At 59.0% G+C, this 17,638-nt stretch carries 28 protein-coding genes; 25 read left to right on the forward strand and 3 right to left on the reverse strand.

What is annotated here, in order from left to right; all coding sequences use genetic code 11:
* Positions 1-3: 3 nt before the first annotated feature.
* The 3 genes from ACLD1Y_RS29140 to ACLD1Y_RS29150 all read right to left on the reverse strand — a co-directional run bounded on the left by ACLD1Y_RS29140 (position 4) and on the right by ACLD1Y_RS29150 (position 1,197).
* The gene (locus ACLD1Y_RS29140; RefSeq protein WP_429481127.1) at positions 4-306 is read right to left on the reverse strand and encodes a helix-turn-helix domain-containing protein; all 303 of its coding nucleotides are present in this window, start codon (positions 304-306) and stop codon (positions 4-6) included.
* Complete coding sequence (locus ACLD1Y_RS29145) at positions 303-782, reverse strand: hypothetical protein (protein WP_429481128.1); 480 nt, start codon at positions 780-782, stop codon at positions 303-305. Before ACLD1Y_RS29145 ends, ACLD1Y_RS29140 begins: the two co-directional genes overlap by 4 nt.
* A gap of 205 nt (positions 783-987) precedes the next feature.
* A complete protein-coding gene (locus tag ACLD1Y_RS29150; RefSeq protein WP_429481129.1) occupies positions 988-1,197 on the reverse strand; it encodes a DNA-binding protein in 210 nt (69 codons plus the stop codon).
* Between the two features lie 145 nt (positions 1,198-1,342).
* On the opposite strand from ACLD1Y_RS29150, the gene ACLD1Y_RS29155 reads away from it, so the two are divergent.
* The 25 genes from ACLD1Y_RS29155 to ACLD1Y_RS29275 all read left to right on the forward strand — a co-directional run bounded on the left by ACLD1Y_RS29155 (position 1,343) and on the right by ACLD1Y_RS29275 (position 17,551).
* Positions 1,343-1,714, forward strand: coding sequence for a helix-turn-helix domain-containing protein (locus tag ACLD1Y_RS29155; RefSeq protein WP_429481130.1), 372 nt, complete (start codon positions 1,343-1,345; stop codon positions 1,712-1,714).
* Positions 1,715-1,878: 164 nt separating this feature from the next.
* On the forward strand, positions 1,879-2,283 hold the full coding sequence (locus ACLD1Y_RS29160; RefSeq protein ID WP_429481131.1) for a hypothetical protein: 405 nt from the start codon (positions 1,879-1,881) through the stop codon (positions 2,281-2,283).
* A complete protein-coding gene (locus ACLD1Y_RS29165; RefSeq protein WP_429481132.1) occupies positions 2,280-2,672 on the forward strand; it encodes a hypothetical protein in 393 nt (130 codons plus the stop codon). Before ACLD1Y_RS29160 ends, ACLD1Y_RS29165 begins: the two co-directional genes overlap by 4 nt.
* Before the next feature lie 15 nt (positions 2,673-2,687).
* Positions 2,688-3,107, forward strand: coding sequence for a hypothetical protein (locus ACLD1Y_RS29170; RefSeq protein WP_429481133.1), 420 nt, complete (start codon positions 2,688-2,690; stop codon positions 3,105-3,107).
* A 110-nt stretch (positions 3,108-3,217) separates the two neighbouring features.
* The gene (locus tag ACLD1Y_RS29175) at positions 3,218-3,718 is read left to right on the forward strand and encodes a structural protein (RefSeq protein ID WP_429481134.1); all 501 of its coding nucleotides are present in this window, start codon (positions 3,218-3,220) and stop codon (positions 3,716-3,718) included.
* Positions 3,715-3,933, forward strand: coding sequence for a hypothetical protein (locus ACLD1Y_RS29180; RefSeq protein WP_429481135.1), 219 nt, complete (start codon positions 3,715-3,717; stop codon positions 3,931-3,933). Before ACLD1Y_RS29175 ends, ACLD1Y_RS29180 begins: the two co-directional genes overlap by 4 nt.
* 174 nt (positions 3,934-4,107) lie before the next feature.
* The gene (locus ACLD1Y_RS29185; RefSeq protein ID WP_429481136.1) at positions 4,108-4,725 is read left to right on the forward strand and encodes a lysis protein; all 618 of its coding nucleotides are present in this window, start codon (positions 4,108-4,110) and stop codon (positions 4,723-4,725) included.
* Between the two features lie 6 nt (positions 4,726-4,731).
* Entirely contained in the window at positions 4,732-4,950 is a 219-nt protein-coding gene (locus ACLD1Y_RS29190) for a TraR/DksA C4-type zinc finger protein (protein WP_429481137.1), read from the forward strand.
* The gene (locus ACLD1Y_RS29195; RefSeq protein ID WP_429481138.1) at positions 4,947-5,252 is read left to right on the forward strand and encodes a DUF2730 domain-containing protein; all 306 of its coding nucleotides are present in this window, start codon (positions 4,947-4,949) and stop codon (positions 5,250-5,252) included. The genes ACLD1Y_RS29190 and ACLD1Y_RS29195 overlap by 4 nt, the downstream gene beginning before the upstream one ends.
* Positions 5,249-5,542 carry an ArsR family transcriptional regulator gene (locus ACLD1Y_RS29200; protein WP_429481139.1) on the forward strand — a complete coding sequence of 98 codons (294 nt, stop codon included), beginning with the start codon at positions 5,249-5,251 and terminating at the stop codon, positions 5,540-5,542. Before ACLD1Y_RS29195 ends, ACLD1Y_RS29200 begins: the two co-directional genes overlap by 4 nt.
* Before the next feature lie 2 nt (positions 5,543-5,544).
* Positions 5,545-6,096 (forward strand): phage protein Gp27 family protein, encoded by a 552-nt coding sequence (locus tag ACLD1Y_RS29205; protein ID WP_429481140.1) that lies wholly within the window; start codon positions 5,545-5,547, stop codon positions 6,094-6,096.
* Positions 6,093-7,697, forward strand: coding sequence for a hypothetical protein (locus ACLD1Y_RS29210; RefSeq protein ID WP_429481141.1), 1,605 nt, complete (start codon positions 6,093-6,095; stop codon positions 7,695-7,697). Before ACLD1Y_RS29205 ends, ACLD1Y_RS29210 begins: the two co-directional genes overlap by 4 nt.
* Entirely contained in the window at positions 7,694-9,190 is a 1,497-nt protein-coding gene (locus ACLD1Y_RS29215) for a DUF935 domain-containing protein (RefSeq protein WP_429481142.1), read from the forward strand. Before ACLD1Y_RS29210 ends, ACLD1Y_RS29215 begins: the two co-directional genes overlap by 4 nt.
* A gap of 1 nt (position 9,191) precedes the next feature.
* Positions 9,192-10,022: a phage minor head protein gene (locus tag ACLD1Y_RS29220; protein WP_429481143.1), complete on the forward strand. Its 831-nt coding sequence runs from the start codon at positions 9,192-9,194 to the stop codon at positions 10,020-10,022.
* 10 nt (positions 10,023-10,032) lie between these two features.
* Positions 10,033-10,509: a phage virion morphogenesis protein gene (locus ACLD1Y_RS29225; protein WP_429481144.1), complete on the forward strand. Its 477-nt coding sequence runs from the start codon at positions 10,033-10,035 to the stop codon at positions 10,507-10,509.
* Positions 10,510-10,742: 233 nt separating this feature from the next.
* The gene (locus ACLD1Y_RS29230; protein WP_429481145.1) at positions 10,743-11,843 is read left to right on the forward strand and encodes a peptidase; all 1,101 of its coding nucleotides are present in this window, start codon (positions 10,743-10,745) and stop codon (positions 11,841-11,843) included.
* Between the two features lie 14 nt (positions 11,844-11,857).
* The gene (locus tag ACLD1Y_RS29235; RefSeq protein WP_429481146.1) at positions 11,858-12,778 is read left to right on the forward strand and encodes a hypothetical protein; all 921 of its coding nucleotides are present in this window, start codon (positions 11,858-11,860) and stop codon (positions 12,776-12,778) included.
* Between the two features lie 242 nt (positions 12,779-13,020).
* Positions 13,021-13,146, forward strand: coding sequence for a hypothetical protein (locus ACLD1Y_RS29240; protein ID WP_429481147.1), 126 nt, complete (start codon positions 13,021-13,023; stop codon positions 13,144-13,146).
* A complete protein-coding gene (locus ACLD1Y_RS29245; protein WP_429481148.1) occupies positions 13,143-13,475 on the forward strand; it encodes a DUF2190 family protein in 333 nt (110 codons plus the stop codon). The genes ACLD1Y_RS29240 and ACLD1Y_RS29245 overlap by 4 nt, the downstream gene beginning before the upstream one ends.
* 8 nt (positions 13,476-13,483) lie before the next feature.
* Complete coding sequence (locus ACLD1Y_RS29250; RefSeq protein ID WP_429481149.1) at positions 13,484-13,915, forward strand: gp436 family protein; 432 nt, start codon at positions 13,484-13,486, stop codon at positions 13,913-13,915.
* A 1-nt stretch (position 13,916) separates the two neighbouring features.
* Positions 13,917-14,405, forward strand: coding sequence for a Gp37 family protein (locus ACLD1Y_RS29255; RefSeq protein WP_429481150.1), 489 nt, complete (start codon positions 13,917-13,919; stop codon positions 14,403-14,405).
* Positions 14,402-14,674 carry a hypothetical protein gene (locus ACLD1Y_RS29260; RefSeq protein ID WP_429481151.1) on the forward strand — a complete coding sequence of 91 codons (273 nt, stop codon included), beginning with the start codon at positions 14,402-14,404 and terminating at the stop codon, positions 14,672-14,674. The genes ACLD1Y_RS29255 and ACLD1Y_RS29260 overlap by 4 nt, the downstream gene beginning before the upstream one ends.
* Positions 14,664-16,088, forward strand: coding sequence for a phage tail sheath subtilisin-like domain-containing protein (locus ACLD1Y_RS29265; protein ID WP_429481152.1), 1,425 nt, complete (start codon positions 14,664-14,666; stop codon positions 16,086-16,088). The genes ACLD1Y_RS29260 and ACLD1Y_RS29265 overlap by 11 nt, the downstream gene beginning before the upstream one ends.
* On the forward strand, positions 16,089-16,613 hold the full coding sequence (locus tag ACLD1Y_RS29270; protein WP_429481153.1) for a phage major tail tube protein: 525 nt from the start codon (positions 16,089-16,091) through the stop codon (positions 16,611-16,613). It begins immediately after the preceding gene.
* Between the two features lie 608 nt (positions 16,614-17,221).
* A complete protein-coding gene (locus ACLD1Y_RS29275; protein WP_429481154.1) occupies positions 17,222-17,551 on the forward strand; it encodes a phage tail assembly protein in 330 nt (109 codons plus the stop codon).
* Positions 17,552-17,638 lie beyond the last annotated feature (87 nt).

Here is a 17,638-nt window from a genome sequence, read left to right on the forward strand (position 1 = left end):
TCCTTAGTTGATCGCGCCAGCAGCAATACGCTGATTGATTTCTTGCATCCTCTGAGTCAGCCGCGCCATGTGTTCGGCATGAGCCTGGGCGATTTGCAACATCGCTACCGAATGGGCAAAGCGGCCGTTGTCCAACTTCACCGCCAACCCTTCTTCAATCAGGGTTTGCATTGCGCGGGTGATATTGCTCGGGCTGTTTTGGGTCAGCTGGGCCAGCTCGTTGTTGCTCAGGCCCGTGACCGTGTGGCCCTTCAAGGCTTTCAATACGCCCAGCACGCGGGCAGCTCCTGAGGCGGTGCGGCTCATGGCTGCCCCTCCAGTTCAAGTTGTGGGTGTAGAGTTTGGCTAACGTTGCCTCGGTGCCAGGCGAGTCCTTCCATGGCAGCCTGAATGGCGGCCAGGGTTTCCTCGGCCTCGCTGTGCTGGGTGTAGAACGCGAGCAGCTTCCCGGCGGCAGTTGTCAGCAGCTCCTGTAGGACCTGGGTGTCTTGGGCGGTACACGAGCGCCCGGTAGGCATCTCGATGGTCAGCCGCCCGGCGCTGGCAGCGATCCAGCGGGTGACGAAATCACAGTGACAAACACGCTCGTAAGGCCGGATTAAGTTGGCCGGCATGCGACCAGTTTGTAACCATTTATAAAGAGCCCAGTGATCAGGCAACCCCATCTCATCGGCAATGCGCTGAACGCTTTTACTATGAGCTTCGATTGCAAAATCCTTGCACAGCTCTAGAGCGTGGCGCAGAGACGTAGGACGAACGCTCTTCCAACGGCGGCGATTCATTGGCAGCCCTCCTGTAAGCGGCTTTCCAAACAAATACTTTTTTTGCAGCTAGCCAAACAGGTTGCATCAATTGCAAAGTTTTGCGGTACATTCGCAACCAGAGAGGTGGTTAAGCAGCCAGTAGATCGAGTCGGCAGTTGCGCGCCCATCTGTGGGACAACTCCCATTTTTTCGGAGTCTGCGCCACTGATTCGGCGTACGGAGATCATGCTGCCACCGCATCAGATTTCAGTCCGAGTTTCACAGCGATGTCATGAGCCTTGCCGTAATGGGCTTTAGCTTGGCCATTGAGCACGCGGTACACCTCGTTGCGGGTGTAGCCGTTTTCAGTGGCCCATTCGGTGATGGTCTTGCCGAGCTGGCGAAAGTTCTCTTTCACCTGGTCGGCGGATAAGGCTTTGGCATGGGTGGCCATTCGTAGTGGCTCCTGTGATGCAAAGATTGTTGGTGTTTGTGCTAACTATGATTGCTCAATATTTTGAGCATTACAAGTGGAGATGCTCATTTTAATGAGTAATTTTAGAGAGAGATTTGAGTCCGAGGTCGAACGGATCGGGGGAGTGACGGCCATCTCCAACAGCATGGGGGTAGCGCGAAACACAATTTATAACTGGATGGCGAAGGGCAATGTCCCCCTCAATAGCCTCGTCGGGCTCGCAGGGATGTTGGGGATGGATGCTGTGTATGTGCTGACTGGAAAGCACATGACTGACGCGCTGAACGCCGAAGAGGCCAAGCTGTTGGACGGCTTTCGCAGTGCGCCTAAGTCGGTACAGAACGCGGTAAGCGGCGCTTTAGCGGCAGGTCGCGAAAACGCGAAGGTTAAAAAGGTAAAGCAGATATTCAATGGCCCCGTAGGGCAGTCTGTTGACGGTGACATCACCAACCATCAACCAGTGACGTTCAACCTGGGAGATACCCCCAAGGAATAGCGCTGGGGCGCTGTGAACCCCCCGATAGCAGACGGACCTGCTGTCGATGGCAGTGAAGGCCGGTAACGTACCCGGCCCGATGCTTGCCGAAGTGTCGCAGCATAGATCTCATGGCCCTGAAAAATTGCCGCTGAGGGCACTGGTTTACACGCAAGGATATCGAGATGAAAACAAGGAATTTAGGCGTTTCGATTTTATCTCTTCTGGCGCTGGCCGGATGCGAAAGCGAGAAAGCCTCAAGTGAATTCGCGGTAGAAAAAAACTCAACCCTTGAGCCTTCCACCATTGTGGCTATTCGTCAGGCTTGTCCGGGCTTGGACAAGTACGCATGGCAATTCAAAAACATCAGGATAGAGAAACTGTTTCGTCGCTCTATCCTTTTTGATGTTCCAGAGCGGTCGCGCATACCTGACGCCTATAAAGCCGGTGGGCATACCTGCTATTTAGAAGTCAGCTCAGATGACAAAACGCTGTTCATTGAAAAGCTTGCCTGTAAGTCCATTTGCCTTGACCAACTGAATACGCCAGCAGGGCAACTTAAGCTCCCGCTGACAGGAGAGCAGCCATGACAGGTCGAATCATCTTCAATGGACCAGTCGGCCAGGTTGCAGCCGGAGATATCAGAAATGATATGGGTGATTTGTCAGACCTCAGCCGTAACGAGGTCGCAGCCCTAAAGCAGCATTTAACCGAACGTTTGGCTGACGCCCGTAAAAAAATACTCATCAACCCGGTTGTATGCTGGATGCTACTGGGGGGCGTGGTTGCGCTCACCATGATGCTGACCGGGCAGGCATTTGAGCACTCCTGGCGTTTCTTTTTCGCAATGCTGGTCGGTGTTATCGGCCCCTACTTTTTCTTTATCCCGATTCAGAAAAAATACGGCCCATTGGTGTTTGCCTATCGGGCCAACATCCAACAAATCGAAATATTCCAACACCGGCACGGCTGGATCTGATCAAGAGGGAATTGCATGGCAAGCCAACATTTTAATGGCCCTGTAGGGCAAGTAGTGGGCGGCAACAATTACAACCAAGGCCATTCGCGGTGGGACCGTTTTTCCGCCGCTGAGCTTAAAGGCATCAAATCAAAATACGCCCGCGAGCGAACCAGGACAGTCATTGGTGAATACATCAACAAATACGCGCTTGGGCTATTGATCACGCTTATTGGCATGGGGTTCTGGGGCACTTATATGATCAAGACATCTGGACTGACGGGACCCATCCCGGACCAAAACCTCGCAGTGTTGGCCGCATTTGTCGTCGCTATAGCAATCTTTGGCCTTGGCCTCGCTAAAGTTAGAAGTACGGCCAGCACGACGATTGCAGAACTCGATGATGACCTCAAGGGTATTAACCAAGCAATCCGCCTGAAGAAAACCCAAAGGTAAACGCCTCTTTAAACCTGATTAAAAGCCTTCCTGCCCCACGCAGCCGATCATGGCGGCGTGTGTATTTCTGGCGCTTCAAATCGTAGTGGCGCCGAGACAGGAGGCGCCCCATGCGAACCGAAACCCCACGCGGTATCCGCAACTTCAACCCCGGCAATATCCGTCACTCTAAGGGCGTGCGCTGGCAAGGCCAGGCCGTCATCCAAAGCGATACCGCGTTCGTGCGCTTCGAAGGCCCGCGCTGGGGTATTCGCGCCATCGCCCGCGTACTCATCACGTACCAGGACAAGCGCCGCGCCGCCGACGGTAGCCGCATAGACAGCGTGCGCGAGATCGTGGGGCGCTGGGCCCCGCCAATTGAAAACAACACCAATGCCTACACCCTGGCTGTCGCCCGTGCCTTGGGTCTTGATCCTGATTTTGAAGGCGTAGATGTCTACGATTTCATCGTCATGCGCGACTTGGTGCAAGCGATCATCCGCCACGAAAACGGCCCTGGCCCGCTGCCCGGCGGGCAGTGGTACGGCGACTCTCTGATTGCGGAAGGCTTGGCCCTGGCCGGGATTGAGCGCGGCATCCGCCACGGGCAAGGCGCCGAGGTGTCGGTATGAAACTGATCGCTCACTGGCGCTGCTGCTACAAGCTCTACAGCGTGCAACTTGGTGTGTTGATTGCGCTGTTCGGTTTCCTGCAACTGGAGCTGTTGCCGATGTGGCAGATGCAGTTGTCGCCCAGGGCTTATGCCGCGCTCAACAGCGCCTTAGGGTTGCTGCTTTTCCTCGCCCGCCTGATCAAACAAGGCCCTTTTCAGGAGCCGAACGCATGAAACTGCACCTGTTCGGACGCAGCTTCGCGGCGCTGATGGCGGGCCTGTCTTGGGGTTATCGCTGGGCATCGTCAAACACGGCGTCGGGTACTTGGATTCGGCCTGTCGTCAGCCGCCCTGACCGGCACGGAAAGACCCCTGCGCGCCCATCACGCAACCGCCATAGGCACACCCATGGGCACGCTTGATCAACTGGTCTGGCCGTTACCCGCGCGCTTGGCGGCGGTCGGTTTGCTATGCGCGCTCAGCGCAGCCGCTGCGGGCTCAGTGACCTATGGCTTCGGTTTTCGATACGCCGACGCATTGGGCCAAAAAACACTTTCTGACCTGAAAACTCAGAACGCCGAACAAGCCCGCGCAGCCGAAAGCGCCAACCGTTTGCAACTGCTGCAACAGGTCGCAAGGGCCTACGAAAGTGAGTCGCTGCTGTTCAACCTGATGGATCAGTACGCCCAGGAAAAACAACAGCTCCAGGAGCGCATCTCCCATGTATCAACTCAATACCGGCCGGCACCTGGTGCTACGGCTCAGCCTGTTCCTCGCTGCGTGTTCACTGCTGGCTGGCTGCGCGACTTCAACACCGCCCTCGGTGTGCCCGCCCCAGAACCAGGCGCCACTGCCACCCAACTTGCGCCAGCGCCCTGGGCCACCCCCGGCACTGACGCCGAACTACTGGAAAGCGGCGTTACGCCCGCCGACATCCTGGCCCATGCCCAGGACTACGGCTTGTGGGCGCGCCGCAATCTCGCCCAACTCAACGGGCTACTGGACCTACAGGAAAGACAGGACTGACGCCCGATGGATGTAGCCGAACACGCTACAGCGCAAGACGACGATGAGCCGGCCGCCCGCGCTTACACGCAAGGCTTGCAACGGCGCCCAGGCCGTTCGGCCCAGCGCTGTGAGGCTTGCGGGGATTCGATTCCCGAGGACCGGCGCCATTACGAACCGGGTACCGAACACTGTTTCGACTGCACTGGCGCTTTGAAACACATGAACAGACGGGGTTTTCGATGAACCTGAACGAACTCAGCTTTGGCTTCCAAACGGTGCAGTGGCTGATCTTGGCGGTACTGGGCATTTACACCTGGATGATCAAACGCCAAGCGGCGAGCGGCCAGGAACTCCTGGAACTGCGCACGCGCATTGTCGCCCTGGAGGAACACATCCGGCACTTGCCTGACCAGACAGCCGTCACTGATTTGCTCGGCGATATGAAAGCCGTGCGCGCCGAACTGTCGGGGGTCAAGGATGCCCTCGGCCCTTTAGCCCGCTCGCTGGACCGGATCAATGATTACCTGCTGAGAGAAAAGACATGACCCCATACTCCGACTTTATCCGCCAGGATGTGCGCTTGGTGATTCTGCGCTTGCTGGCTGAGATGGCCGCTTACCGCGCCAATAGTTCGGTGTTGACCATGGCCTTGGACAGCTATGGCCACACTCTCAGCCGCGACCAGGTGAAAACCGAACTGCACTGGCTGGCTGAGCAAGGCGCCCTGAGTATTTCTGATGTGGGCCCCGTGCTGGTTGCCACCCTCACCGAGCGCGGCCAGGACATCGCCGCAGGCCGCGCGCGGGTGCCCGGCATCAAACGACCGGGGGCGTAACCATGGCGGGAAAATCCTCCATCAGCCGCCTGCCGCCGATGGTCAAGGCGTACATCCAGAAGCTTCTGCGCGAAGACCGTATGACCCTGGATGACATGATTGCCGATATCCAGTCACGGTTCCCAAACGAGAAAGTGCCCAGCCGCAGCGCGTTGGGCCGCTTCAGGGCGGGCTTCGAACAGTTAACCGAAAAGGCCCGCCAGCACCGTGAGCAGGCCGAAGCGTTTGTGGGCGCTTTCGGCGAAGACGCCACTGACAAGACCGGCGCGTTGTTGGTGGAAGCGATCTCAACCCTGGCCTACCAGGCCGCGATGGGCGCCCATGAAAAAGATGACGTGACGACCAAGGAAGTCGCTGAATTGGCCCGCGCCGCCAAGAACACCATGCAGGCCCGCACGTTGAGCATGAAAGAGCGCCAAGCCGCCGAACAGGCCGGGCGTGACCGCCTGTTGCGCGAGCAATCCACGGAGCTGGATAACGCCGTCAAAGCCAAGGGCATGACCGAGGAGCAAGCGCTGTGGTGGCGCCAGAAATTCCTGGGCGTGAAGCAATGAAAGCCTCAGCCAGCACAGTGCGTGTCGTCGAATGGGATGAGCTGCCACCCAGCGTTCGGCAGATCCCCGAAGGCTGTAACCCGGTAGCCGAAGGCATCCTGATGGCCCACCAGGTGGACTGGCTGAACATCACCACGCAAATAAAACTCTGTGAAAAGGGCCGCCGCACCGGCATCACCTTTGCGGAAGCGCTGGACTCAGTTATCACCGCCGCCTCGCAGAAAGCAGCGGGCGGCATGGATTGCTTCTACATCGGCGATACCAAGGAAAAGGGCCTGGAGTTTATTGGCTACTGCGCCAAGTTCAGCCGGGTGATGGCCGAGGCTCAAGCCTCAGGTGTCAGCGAAATCGAAGAATTCCTGTTCGAAGACCAGGACGAATCCGGCAACACCCGTCAGATCAACGCCTACCGTATCCGCTACGCCTCCGGCTTCAAGATCGTCGCGCTGTCGAGCAACCCCGCCAACATTCGCGGCCTGCAGGGCAAGGTGATCATTGACGAGGCCGCCTTCCACCGTGACGTGTCCGCCGTGCTCGATGCCGCCACCGCGCTGCTGATCTGGGGCGGCCGCATCGTCATCATCAGCACCCACAACGGCAAAGCCAACCCGTTCAACCAGATGGTCAACGACATCCGCGACAAGCGATACGGCGACAGCGCGGAGGTCTACAAGGCAACCTTCGATGATGCGGTTGCCAACGGTTTGTATGAGCGCGTGTGCTACATGGCGGGCGAGCAAGCCACGGCCGAGGGCAAAGAGGCCTGGTACAAAAAAATCCGCAACGCCTACGGCCCGCGCAAGGCGCAGATGCGGGAGGAACTGGATGCGATCCCCCGCGATGGCAACGGCGTATGCATACCCGGTGTGTGGGTCGATGAGGCGATGCGCCCAGACCGTTCGGTATTGCGCCTGGCGCTGGATGCTGATTTTGTTCAACAGTCGGTCCTGCGCCGCGAAGGCTATGTGGATGACTGGATCGAACGCTACCTGACGCCACTTATCCCAACGCTCGACCCAGATTTGCGGCACTTCCTTGGCATGGACTACGCCCGGCACCGTGATTTTTCAATCATCTGCCCGATGTCGGTGAACTTGGCGCGCCATCGGGATGTGCCGTTCGTACTGGAAATGCACAAGGTTCCCACCCGGCAACAGCAACAGATCCTTTTCTACATCCTGCGCCGCCTACCGCGCTTTGTGGGTGCCGCTCTGGATGCCTCGGGCAACGGTGAGACCCTGGCCGAAGATACTGCCGACGAGTTCGGCCATAACCGCATCCAGCAGGTGAAACTCAGCCGCGCCTGGTACGGCGCCTGGATGCCTAAGTTTGTGCAGCTGTATGAAGACGGCGCGATCACCATGCCGAAGGACGACAACCTGCACCAGGACGTGCGTGCCATCGAAACAGTGGATGGTATTCCGATGATCGTCAAAGCCCGGTCACAGGATCTCAAAGATCCGGATCTGTATCGGCATGGCGACTTCGCTGGGGCGGGTGCGCTGGCCAACTTTGCCACCCTTGAAGTCGCGGCAGGCCCTGTCAACGTCAAATCACGCCGCCCGCGCCAGGCACAAAAACTCTTCCAGGGGTACGCATGAACAAGAAAGGCCTGTGGGTCAGCCCCACGCAATTCGTCCAGTTCGCCGAGCCCAAGCGCAACAAGGGCCTGACCGAACACATTGCCAGCCGTGGCCGCAGTTTCGACGCCCAGGCCCTCGGTATGTACCTGCCCAACCCGGACCCGATCCTCAAAGCCCAGGGGCAAGACATCAAGGTTTATCGTGACCTGCGCAGCAGTGCCATGGTCGGCGGCAACATCCGCCGCCGCAAGGCTTCGGTGTTATCCCTGGAGCGCGGGCTTAAGCGTGCCGATGCGCCCGCCAGGGTTGAGCGCTTTGTGCTGGACTGGCTCAAAGATATCGACCTGGACAAGTTAATCCGCGAACTGCTCGACGCGCCGCTGTTTGGCTACCAGCCAGTGGAACTGATGTGGCGTCCGGTCGGCCTGTACCTGTTGCCGGAGGAACTGCTGGGCAAACCCGCCGAATGGTTCCTGTACGACCAGGACAACAACCTGCGTTTTCGCGCCCGTGATGCGGGCATGACCGGCGAACTGTGCGACCCGCAACGCTTTGTTGTGGCGCGGCAGGACGCGACCTACATCAACCCCTACGGCTTTGCCGACCTGTCGATGTGCTTTTGGCCTGCGGTTTTTATGAAGGGCGGCTTGAAGTTCTGGGTGCAGTTCACCGAGAAGTACGGTAGCCCTTGGGTGATCGGCAAGCACCCGCGCGGAGCCACTGACGGCGAAACTAACCTGTTGCTCGATAGCTTGGAGCGGATGGTCCAGGACGCCGTCGCGGCCATTCCCAACGATGCCAGCGTGGAGATCATCGAAGCCACCGGCAAGACTGGCAGCGCCGATGTGTATCGCGGGCTGTTGGAATACTGCCGCAGTGAAATCAACGTGGCCATGCTCGGGCAAAACCAAACCACCGAAAAGGAAAGCAACCGGGCCAGCGCTGCGGCCGGTGCCGAGGTCACCAAAGACATTCGGGACGGTGACGCGGGGATCGTCGCGGCCGCGCTCAATGCGGTGATCCGGCGCATTGTTGACCTCAACTTTGGCGAGTCGGTCAGCGCCCCTGTCTATGAGCTGTGGGAACAGGAAGAAATCGACAAGGTCCTGGCCGAGCGCGATAAAAGCCTGAGTGAGTCGGGCTTGAAGTTCACGGCGCAGTACTTCAAGCGCACCTACAACCTGATGGACGGCGATATCATCGAAGCCCCGGCGCCTGCCGCTGGCCCCGAGTTCGCTGAGGCAACGCTCACGCCAATCCTCGACCAGGTCGCGTTGGATCAAGCCATTGAGCGCCTGCCTGCCGAGCAGCTCCAGGCACAGAGCGAGCAGGCGGTTGCGCCGTTGATCGACACCCTGTTGCGCGCGCGCACCGACGCCGAGGCGCTGGGCCTACTGGCCGAAGCCTACCCGCACATGGATGACCAAGCGCTACAGCAGCAACTCGGCAACCTGCTGTTTTTCGCCGATACCTGGGGCCGATTGAGCGCGGCCGCAGACAGGGAGGATTGACATGGCCACCGCCGCAAAAGCGCTCAACCCCGTCGACCTCAAAGCCATCTTCGGCCTTGAACCGCTGAAGGCCGTGGCCTACCTGAAATCCAAGGGCTACGCGGTCACCTGGAACTGGCAGGACATGCTGGACCAGGCTCATGACCAGGCCTTCACCGTCGCCAAAGCCATGCGCATCGACTTGCTGTCGGACATTCGCGGCGCCTTGGAAACTGCGCTGCAAGAGGGGCAAACCCTCAAGCAGTTCATCGGTAACCTACAGCCCATCCTGGAAAGCCAGGGGTGGTGGGGCAAACAGGTGATTGTCGATAGCCAGGGCGTTGGTGAACTGGTGCAGCTGGGCAGCCCGCGCAGGCTCAAAACCATTTACCAGACCAACCTGCAAAGCTCTTACATGGCCGGGCGCAAGGCGAGCATGGAAGAGACCGCCGAGTCCCATCCGTATTGGATGTACATCGCCATTCTGGATGACAAGACTCGGCCGAGTCACCGCGCCTTGCATGGCCGGGTATTCCGCCACGACGACCCGATCTGGGCTGCCATCTTTCCGCCGAATGGATTTAACTGCCGGTGCCGGGTAGTTGCCCTGTCTGAAGCGGCGGTCCGGCGCCGTGGGCTTGTCGTCATCTCCAGTGAAGGCAACACGTTCAGCGAGACGGTTGAAACCGGCGTGGACAAGCGCACTGGCACCGTCAGAACCGCCACCGTCACTGGATTAAGAACCACTGACGCGGCAGGAAAGCCGGTGACCTTCCGCACTGACCCAGGCTTCAACCATGCCCCCGGTGCCGGATTGGCGGACATGCTCAAACGCAAACAGGATGCCGCTTAGGAGGCTTGCAATGATCACCGTCGAACTTAACAGCACACGCTTGCAGGAGCTGTTGCGCCGCATCGAATGGGCGGTCGGCGACCTGGCGCCGCTGATGCGCAACGTCGCCGCCGAGCTGGCCAGCCAGACCGAAGAAAACTTTGAAGTGCAGGGTCGCCCCGAGTGGGAGGGTCTATCTGAAACCACCATCGAGCGCCGGACCGAAACCGGCAACTGGCCGGGGCAGATCCTGCAAGTCAGCGCGGCCGGGCTGGCCGCTTCGATCAGCACGCACGCCGATGACAGTTCCGCGCTGGTCAGCAGCAACAAGCCCTACGCCGCCATGATGCATTTTGGTGGTGAGCAAGCGGACTTCCCGCACCTGTGGGGCGATATACCTGGGCGACCCTACCTTCCGATGGATACCGAGGGCGTGCTGCAACCCGAAGCCGAAGAAGCGATCCTGGACTTGGCCCTCGCACACTTGGAACGCGCCGCCCGCGTATAACGCCCTCAGAGGGGCCAGGACCGTCGTGCTGCGACGGTTCATCATCCCGGTCAGTTGGTTGCTGTTGTAAATGCTTTATAAACCCCTCCCGCCGCGTTCCGCCTTCCCCACGCAGGTGCGCCTTGCATCTACCTCCGGTTTCATCCGCTTCGGCACTCTTTAAACAGGATTAAAAGCCCTAAGCGGCTCCTCGGCTCAGGCTGTGCGTATCACTTTCAGTCAGCGCATAAACCATGAAGCCTCTGCACATTTTCAAACCCGGCACCCACACCGCCATGAGCGGCGCCCGTTTCGACTTCAGTGAGTCCGACCTGGCCGCGACAGTGCAAGCCTATGACCCGGCGCTGCATGAAGCTCCGTTGGTGATCGGCCACCCCAGGCACGACGCGCCGGCCGCCGGCTGGGTCAAGTCCCTGTCGGTGTCTGTCCACGGCCTGACGGCGGAAGCCCAACAGGTAGACGTTGCGTTCGCCGAGCAGATCGCCAAGGGCAGCTACAAGAAAATCTCCGCCTCTTTCTACCACCCGGAAGCCCCCAACAACCCAGTGCCGGGCGTGTACTACCTGCGCCATGTCGGTTTTCTCGGCGCCCAACCGCCTGCGGTGAAGGGCCTGCGGCCTATCGAGCTGGCCGATGGCGAGGAAGGCGTCATTGAGTTTGGCGATTTCAGTGAGCGCATCACGGCTGGTGTTTTTCGCCGCCTGCGCGAGTGGCTGATCAGCCAGTTCGATCAGGACACCGCTGACTTGGTGATACCTGGCTGGGACGTTGACAACCTGGCGGCCGAAGCTCACCGCGCCGAGCAACGCCCAGCCTTCACCGAACCCTCCCCATCCAAGACACCGGAGAAGCCGCCCGTGAACGAAGCCGAAAGAATCGCCCTTGAGACGGAAAATGCACGCCTAAAAACCGCGTTGGAAACTCACCAGTCCACGCTGCGTAACGCGGCGGCAGCCAAGCGCCACGGAAACAATCTGGCGTTTGCTGAAACCCTGGTTGCTGCTGGCAAGTTACTGCCCAAACACACCAGCGCCTTGATCGCAGCCCTGGACTTCGCTGAAGCCGGTGATACCCCACTAGAGTTTGGTGAGGGCGACCAACGTAAGCCCGTGGTCGAGGGGCTCAAGGCGATTTTTGAAGATCTGCCCAAACAGATCGAGTTCGCCGAAACCGCCAGCAAAGACCGCAAGGGCGATGACGACGCGCCGTTGGATCTGGAGTTCGCCGAGAAAAACACCGACCCCGAGCGCCTGGTCCTGCACAACCGGGCAACGGCGTTGGCCGCGAAAAACAACATCCCCTATGAGTCGGCGGTACGCCAGCTCGTCAAGTAACCAGGAGTGCTCTGATGGACCGTTTAAAGAAACTGCGGATCGTCGATCCCGTCCTCACCTCTCTGGCACGCGGCTACCGCAATGCCCAGTTTATCGGCGAGGGCCTGTTCCCAATTGCGTTCATGGACAAAGAGGCCGGGATAATCCCGCAGTTCGGCAAAGAGGCCTTCGCGGTCTACGACACCGAGCGCGCCATCCGCGCCCAGTCCAACCTGATGACGCCGGAAGATATCGACGGCCTGGACGTGGTGCTACGTGAGCACGACCTGGCTTACCCGGTGGACTACCGCGAACAAAACGAGTCGATGTTTGATGCCGAGTCACGCGCCTCGCGCCGGGTGGTGGGCGCCATCGATCTGCGCCGTGAGGTCAGCTGCGCCAAGCTGGCACAAAACCCCGGCACCTTCCCGGCCGGCTCAAAAGTGACGCTTTCGGGCTCCAGCCAATGGAGTAACGGTGGCGGCGATCCGATTGCAGTGGTCGAGGCCGGCAAGGAGGTCGTCCGCAGCCGCATTGGAATTCGCCCCAACACCATGACCATGGGTGCCTCGGTTTACTTATCGCTGAAATTTCACCCCAAGCTTCAGGAAGCCCTGGGCAGCAATGAGCGCAAGCTGATTACGATTGAACACCTCAAGGCCTTGTTCGGCATTCCAGAAATCCTGATCGGTGAAGGCTTGGCCGGTGCGACCCGGACCTCGGATATCTGGGGCGACAACATGACCTTGGCCTATGTGGCCAAACCTGCCAGCGGCGCCCAATCCGACTACGAAGAACCGAGCTTCGGTTACACCCTGCGCCGTAAAGGCATGCCGGAGATCGACACCTATGACGGCTCGGGCGGCAAGGTACGTTTCGTCAGGAACACCGACATCTACAAGCCCGTTGTTGTGGGCTCCGATGCCGGTTACCTGATCTCTGACATCAACGGCTGAGGTGTGCCATGACAAGCAAAACCACTGCGAAAGAAAAGACCACGACCACCGCATCAGCCGACGCTCAAAAGCCAGCACAGCAAGAGCCCAACAGTGATGGGCCTCAAACCCCGTCGACGCTCAAACCCAGCGAAAGCGCATTGGACGCTCTCGTGCCCAACCCTCCACCTACGCCCCCCCCGGAAGCCCCTTTGGGCACCGCAAGCCAAGACGAGCGGCTCCAGCCATACCGGGTCACAGACGTGTCCTCGGTACTGCACAACGACAAGTGGTACCACCCGGGCGACACCATCGCTCTGGATGACACCGACGCTGAGTCGTTGCGCCTGCGCCGCGTCATTGAACCTATGGAAGCACCCAAACCATGAAAACCCAACAGCCGGTCCTCACCACCTCCATGGTCGCGGCCGAAGACTTGCCGCGTTACCACTTCGCCAACTTCACCGGCGGCCTGTGTGGGGCCGGGGACAAGGCGTTCGGCATCGTCGAAGCCGACACAGCGGCGGACAACGTGGCGCCGATCAACGTTCTGGGCATCTGCCTGGTCACCAGCGGCGCCGCGCTGGCAGCTGGTGACCTGGTGGAGTCCGACGCCCTGGGCCAAGCGGTCATCCTGGCCACCGGGTTATCCAACGGCACCGCCCTGGATGCGGCGACGGCAGCGGGTGAAATTATCCGCGTCGTCCGTGGAATCTGAGGCCCGCCATGCGCTATTGCACCCGCGCCGATATCGGCAACGCCATCCCCGAAATAACGTTGATCCAGCTTTCCAATGATGACCCGGCTGCCGAGCAGCCGAACGAAAACGTTATTGGTGACGGCGTGCGTCAGGCTGAGGAGTTGGTGGATGGTTACCTGCGCGGGCGCTACAACCTGCCACTCGACCCGGTGCCCACGGTGTTGCGTGACGCCGTGGTGTACCTGGCGCGGCACTGGCTGTACCAGCGGCGCCCCGAAGGTGTTTTGCCGGACCCGGTCAAGGACAGCCGCAAAGACACTATCAAGCTGCTGGAGAGCATCCGCGACGGCGTTGTCACCTTGGGTATGCCCACCGGTCAGGCTGCGCCGGAGCCGGGTGAGATTCGCGTTCGGGCGCGGCCCCAGCAATTCACCAACACCCAATGGGAGCGTTATTAGCATGGTGGTCCAGCGCAGCAAAACCCAAACAGAACAACTGCTGGACGCCTTACGCGACCGGCTCAAGGAAGCCTTCGACAAGGAACTGGCGGTCGAGCTGTTCCCGGAGATCCCGGAGAAATACCGTCTGAACCACCCACGCGGCGCGATCTTGCTGGCCTACGGCAAGTCAACGTTCGGCGGTTCTGAGGGCACTGACGCGGTATTCCAGGCGCGCAACATCGTTGTGCGCCTGACCCTGGCGTTTCGGCAGCTCAATGGCAAAGACGGTGTGGTCAGTTACCTCGACCGCATTCGCGACTGCCTGACCGGCTGGTACCCGCCGCACTCCGACCAGGCCTGCCGCCCCATGTCCGAACAATTCATAGGCCATATGAGTGGCGTCTGGCAGTACGCCCAGGACTTTTTCGTGCATGCCACCCAGTTGCAAAACATGACGCCGCCAACCTGGGCGCCACTCAATCCACCCACCTTTGAGGCCACCCCGTGAACCTGACTCGTTACCTCTACACCGGACCTCAAAGCGCAGCGTGTTTGCGCGTTGAGGGTTCCGATGACCTGTTGGACGTGCCTTTGCTGACGAACCATGTGGTGGAGCTGCCTGAACTGCACGATTACACGCGGGTGTTGCTGGCTCTCAAGCACCTGGTGGAAGCACCGCCAGCGGAAACACCTACCTCTGTTCCAGCGGCAATGCCTCCAGCCACTGACAGCCCGCCGCCCGGTGGAAAGAAAGGAGCAAAATCCGATGCCAGCTAACTACCTGCACGGAATAGAAACCACCGAAGTCGAGCGCGGCCCGCGCGCGATTCGGGTGGTTAAATCTGCCGTTATCGCCTTGGTGGGTACCGCGCCGACGGGGCCGGTCAATAGCCTGACCTTGTGCCTGAATGAAATCGAGGGCGCGCAGTTCGGATCTGACCTGCCAGGTTTCAGCATCCCCGAGGCCCTCGACGGCATCTACGACTTCGGCGCCGGGACAGTACTGGTTATCAACGTCCTCGACCCGGCAATCCACCGTACCAGCTTGACCGGCGAGGCCCGGCAGTTTGATGACGACAGTGTCCTGACACTGCTGCACGGAGTTGTACAAACCCTCACACTCAAGTCTGAGGACGGCGCAACGACTTACGAGCTGGATACCGATTACACGCTGGACCGAGTTACCGGTCGTGTAACCCGGTTGGCAGCGGGCGAGATTCCGCCCAAGGCCAAGGTCATGGCTGACTATGCCTACGCCGACCCGAGTAAGGTCACCCCGGCCGACATCATCGGTACGGTGAACGCGGCGGGCCTGCGCACTGGCATGAAGGCGTTCCAGGACAGTTACAACCAACTGGGATTTTTCTCCAAGATTTTCATCGCCCCGCGTTTCAGCTCCCTGAATGCGGTAAGCGCGGAGCTGATCGCAGAAACCACCAAGGTCAGCGGAGTGGCCTACATTGACGCGCCGATTGGGAGCACAGTGCAACAGGTCATCGCCGGTCGCGGGCCTGCCGGCACGCTGAACTTCAACACCAGCAGTGACCGGGTACGGCTGTGCTACCCGCACGTAAAAGTGTACGACGCCGCCACCAACGGTGAGCGCCTGCAACCCTTGTCCATTCGCGCCGCCGGTTTACGCGCCAAAGTGGATAACGACCTGGGCTATTGGCGCAGTAGCTCTAACCAAGAGTTGCTCGGGGTTATCGGGTTGGAGCGCCCACTGACGGCGCGAATCGACGACCCCAACAGCGAGGTCAACCTACTCAACGAAAACGGCATCACCACAGTCTTCAACTCATTCGGCACGGGCCTGCGGCTGTGGGGTAACCGCACGGCGGCCTGGCCGACCGTGACCCATATGCGCAACTTTGAAAACGTGCGCCGTACCAAGGACATTGCCGACGAATCGATCCGCTACAGCTCGTTACAGTTCGTTGACCAGAACGTCACCACCGCCCTGATCGACAGCATCACCGAAAGCGTCAACCAGTTCTTCCGCAAGCTGATCGGCGATGAGGCATTGCTCGGCGGCGAATGTTGGTTCGACCCCGCCCGTAACCCGCAGACCGAGCTGGAGCTGGGGCACGTGCTGTTCAACTACAAACTGACCGTGCCGCTGCCGTTTGAGCGCGGCACCTTCGAAACCGAAATCACCGGGGAATACCTGGTCAACCTGGGAGCGGCCTAAATGGCAGGTTTTAGCGCACACCGCATTACCAACGCGGCGATCTACCTGGACGGCGCCAGCTTTTTCGCTAAGGCCGAAGAAATCGATCTGGGCTCAATCAAGTCGGTGATGAGCGACTTCCAGGGCCTGGGCATGGTGGGCCTGATGGAGCTGCCGGACGGTATCGACAAACTGGAAGGCAAGATCGTCTGGAACAGCCTCTACATTGAAGCAGCCAAGAAGATGGCCACACCGTTTAAAACCGTGCAACTGCAGTGCAGGTCCAACGTCCAGGTGTTCAACAGCGCGGGCCTGCAAGACGAAATTCCGCTGGTCACGCTGATGACGGTGATGTTCAAAGAGTACGCGCTGGGCAGCTATAAACCGCGTGACCCGAGCAAGTTTGAATCGCCGTTTTCCGCAATTTTCGTGCGGCAAATCATCAACGGCGAGGAGGTGGTGTTGCTGGATTACCTGTCCAATATCTTTAAGGTTGGAGGGGCGGACCAGTTGCTCAAGTATCGGCAGAATATTGGGCAGGCTTAGTTTTCGCGATGACGCAATACAGGTTGCCCCCGCAACCTGTATTACCGATGCTGTTTAAAGTCAGTCTGATACACCGCCTTGCAACGCACGTGGCAGAGACGAATTGCACCGGAGAGCCTTGTATGTGGCGACGAACCGGTCGTTGCCCAATCGGTAGACGAAACCCTCATGCTCCAACCAACTCAAACAGTGCTCGAGAAAAATCTCGTCGGCGCTAGGCTTATAATCGGCACCATTGCCAAGGCCTCCAATAGTTGGTCTCGGGGTATATTCTCCCTGTATGAGACTCAACGTTGACGACGACAACTCGACAGGCTTCGGACAATTTTCCACCAGATGCTTCAAAATATTGTCTAGATAGCTATTGAATTTTTCTTCGTTCGTCGTATCCATTTTTCCCTCAACGCACATTATGTAGTGATCAATTAGTCCTTCATCACCACTGTGAGCTTATGGGGGAAACTTCTCAAGAACTCGTTCGACGGGTGTCCACATTTACAATCGCATGCCGTCTTTAAACCTGATTAAAAGCCAGCTCCCACAGTTAGCAACGACACTTAGGGCTCTCATCGAGTAATCAAACACCTGATTAACCTGGAGCAATGACCGTGGCTGACAAACTCTGTCTCACCTTGAAGTTCCCCTTCAAATCCGCTGCTGGCGTGCAGTTGGAAACTCTGCCCATCAAACGCGTGAAACGAAAAGACATCAGCGCCTGCCAGGCTCTCACCAAGGATGAAAGCGTTCTGGAAGACATGATTATCGCCAAGATTTTCAACCTGACATTGGAGGACCTCGGCGAGCTGGACATTGCTGACTCAAAGTCAGCCACTGAGGTGCTGCGGGAAATGTCCAATGGACGAGACCTGGCTGAGGTCCTGGGACGAAGCACTGTTGATGGTGCTAAGGATGCAGCCATCGGAGATAGCCGAACTTGAAATGGAGGACTACCTACATTGGGTGGAGGCCTGCGGCCGCGAGATTGACCGCCGAATTGAGCAACTGAACAAGTAGTTTTTTCGGCC

The sequence above is a fragment of the Pseudomonas sp. 18175 genome, assembly GCF_050432925.1.
Taxonomy (GTDB): Bacteria; Pseudomonadota; Gammaproteobacteria; order Pseudomonadales; family Pseudomonadaceae; genus Aquipseudomonas.

What these genes read in the sequence shown, in the direction of transcription:
- ACLD1Y_RS29140 (WP_429481127.1), bottom strand. Translation starts at nt 306, where the DNA reads ATGAGCCGCACCGCCTCAGGAGCTGCCCGCGTGCTGGGCGTATTGAAA.
- ACLD1Y_RS29145 (WP_429481128.1), bottom strand. Translation starts at nt 782, where the DNA reads ATGAATCGCCGCCGTTGGAAGAGCGTTCGTCCTACGTCTCTGCGCCAC.
- ACLD1Y_RS29150 (WP_429481129.1), bottom strand. Translation starts at nt 1,197, where the DNA reads ATGGCCACCCATGCCAAAGCCTTATCCGCCGACCAGGTGAAAGAGAAC.
- ACLD1Y_RS29160 (WP_429481131.1), top strand. Translation starts at nt 1,879, where the DNA reads ATGAAAACAAGGAATTTAGGCGTTTCGATTTTATCTCTTCTGGCGCTG.
- ACLD1Y_RS29165 (WP_429481132.1), top strand. Translation starts at nt 2,280, where the DNA reads ATGACAGGTCGAATCATCTTCAATGGACCAGTCGGCCAGGTTGCAGCC.
- ACLD1Y_RS29170 (WP_429481133.1), top strand. Translation starts at nt 2,688, where the DNA reads ATGGCAAGCCAACATTTTAATGGCCCTGTAGGGCAAGTAGTGGGCGGC.
- ACLD1Y_RS29175 (WP_429481134.1), top strand. Translation starts at nt 3,218, where the DNA reads ATGCGAACCGAAACCCCACGCGGTATCCGCAACTTCAACCCCGGCAAT.
- ACLD1Y_RS29180 (WP_429481135.1), top strand. Translation starts at nt 3,715, where the DNA reads ATGAAACTGATCGCTCACTGGCGCTGCTGCTACAAGCTCTACAGCGTG.
- ACLD1Y_RS29185 (WP_429481136.1), top strand. Translation starts at nt 4,108, where the DNA reads ATGGGCACGCTTGATCAACTGGTCTGGCCGTTACCCGCGCGCTTGGCG.
- ACLD1Y_RS29190 (WP_429481137.1), top strand. Translation starts at nt 4,732, where the DNA reads ATGGATGTAGCCGAACACGCTACAGCGCAAGACGACGATGAGCCGGCC.
- ACLD1Y_RS29195 (WP_429481138.1), top strand. Translation starts at nt 4,947, where the DNA reads ATGAACCTGAACGAACTCAGCTTTGGCTTCCAAACGGTGCAGTGGCTG.
- ACLD1Y_RS29200 (WP_429481139.1), top strand. Translation starts at nt 5,249, where the DNA reads ATGACCCCATACTCCGACTTTATCCGCCAGGATGTGCGCTTGGTGATT.
- ACLD1Y_RS29205 (WP_429481140.1), top strand. Translation starts at nt 5,545, where the DNA reads ATGGCGGGAAAATCCTCCATCAGCCGCCTGCCGCCGATGGTCAAGGCG.
- ACLD1Y_RS29210 (WP_429481141.1), top strand. Translation starts at nt 6,093, where the DNA reads ATGAAAGCCTCAGCCAGCACAGTGCGTGTCGTCGAATGGGATGAGCTG.
- ACLD1Y_RS29215 (WP_429481142.1), top strand. Translation starts at nt 7,694, where the DNA reads ATGAACAAGAAAGGCCTGTGGGTCAGCCCCACGCAATTCGTCCAGTTC.
- ACLD1Y_RS29220 (WP_429481143.1), top strand. Translation starts at nt 9,192, where the DNA reads ATGGCCACCGCCGCAAAAGCGCTCAACCCCGTCGACCTCAAAGCCATC.
- ACLD1Y_RS29225 (WP_429481144.1), top strand. Translation starts at nt 10,033, where the DNA reads ATGATCACCGTCGAACTTAACAGCACACGCTTGCAGGAGCTGTTGCGC.
- ACLD1Y_RS29230 (WP_429481145.1), top strand. Translation starts at nt 10,743, where the DNA reads ATGAAGCCTCTGCACATTTTCAAACCCGGCACCCACACCGCCATGAGC.
- ACLD1Y_RS29235 (WP_429481146.1), top strand. Translation starts at nt 11,858, where the DNA reads ATGGACCGTTTAAAGAAACTGCGGATCGTCGATCCCGTCCTCACCTCT.
- ACLD1Y_RS29245 (WP_429481148.1), top strand. Translation starts at nt 13,143, where the DNA reads ATGAAAACCCAACAGCCGGTCCTCACCACCTCCATGGTCGCGGCCGAA.
- ACLD1Y_RS29250 (WP_429481149.1), top strand. Translation starts at nt 13,484, where the DNA reads ATGCGCTATTGCACCCGCGCCGATATCGGCAACGCCATCCCCGAAATA.
- ACLD1Y_RS29255 (WP_429481150.1), top strand. Translation starts at nt 13,917, where the DNA reads ATGGTGGTCCAGCGCAGCAAAACCCAAACAGAACAACTGCTGGACGCC.
- ACLD1Y_RS29265 (WP_429481152.1), top strand. Translation starts at nt 14,664, where the DNA reads ATGCCAGCTAACTACCTGCACGGAATAGAAACCACCGAAGTCGAGCGC.
- ACLD1Y_RS29270 (WP_429481153.1), top strand. Translation starts at nt 16,089, where the DNA reads ATGGCAGGTTTTAGCGCACACCGCATTACCAACGCGGCGATCTACCTG.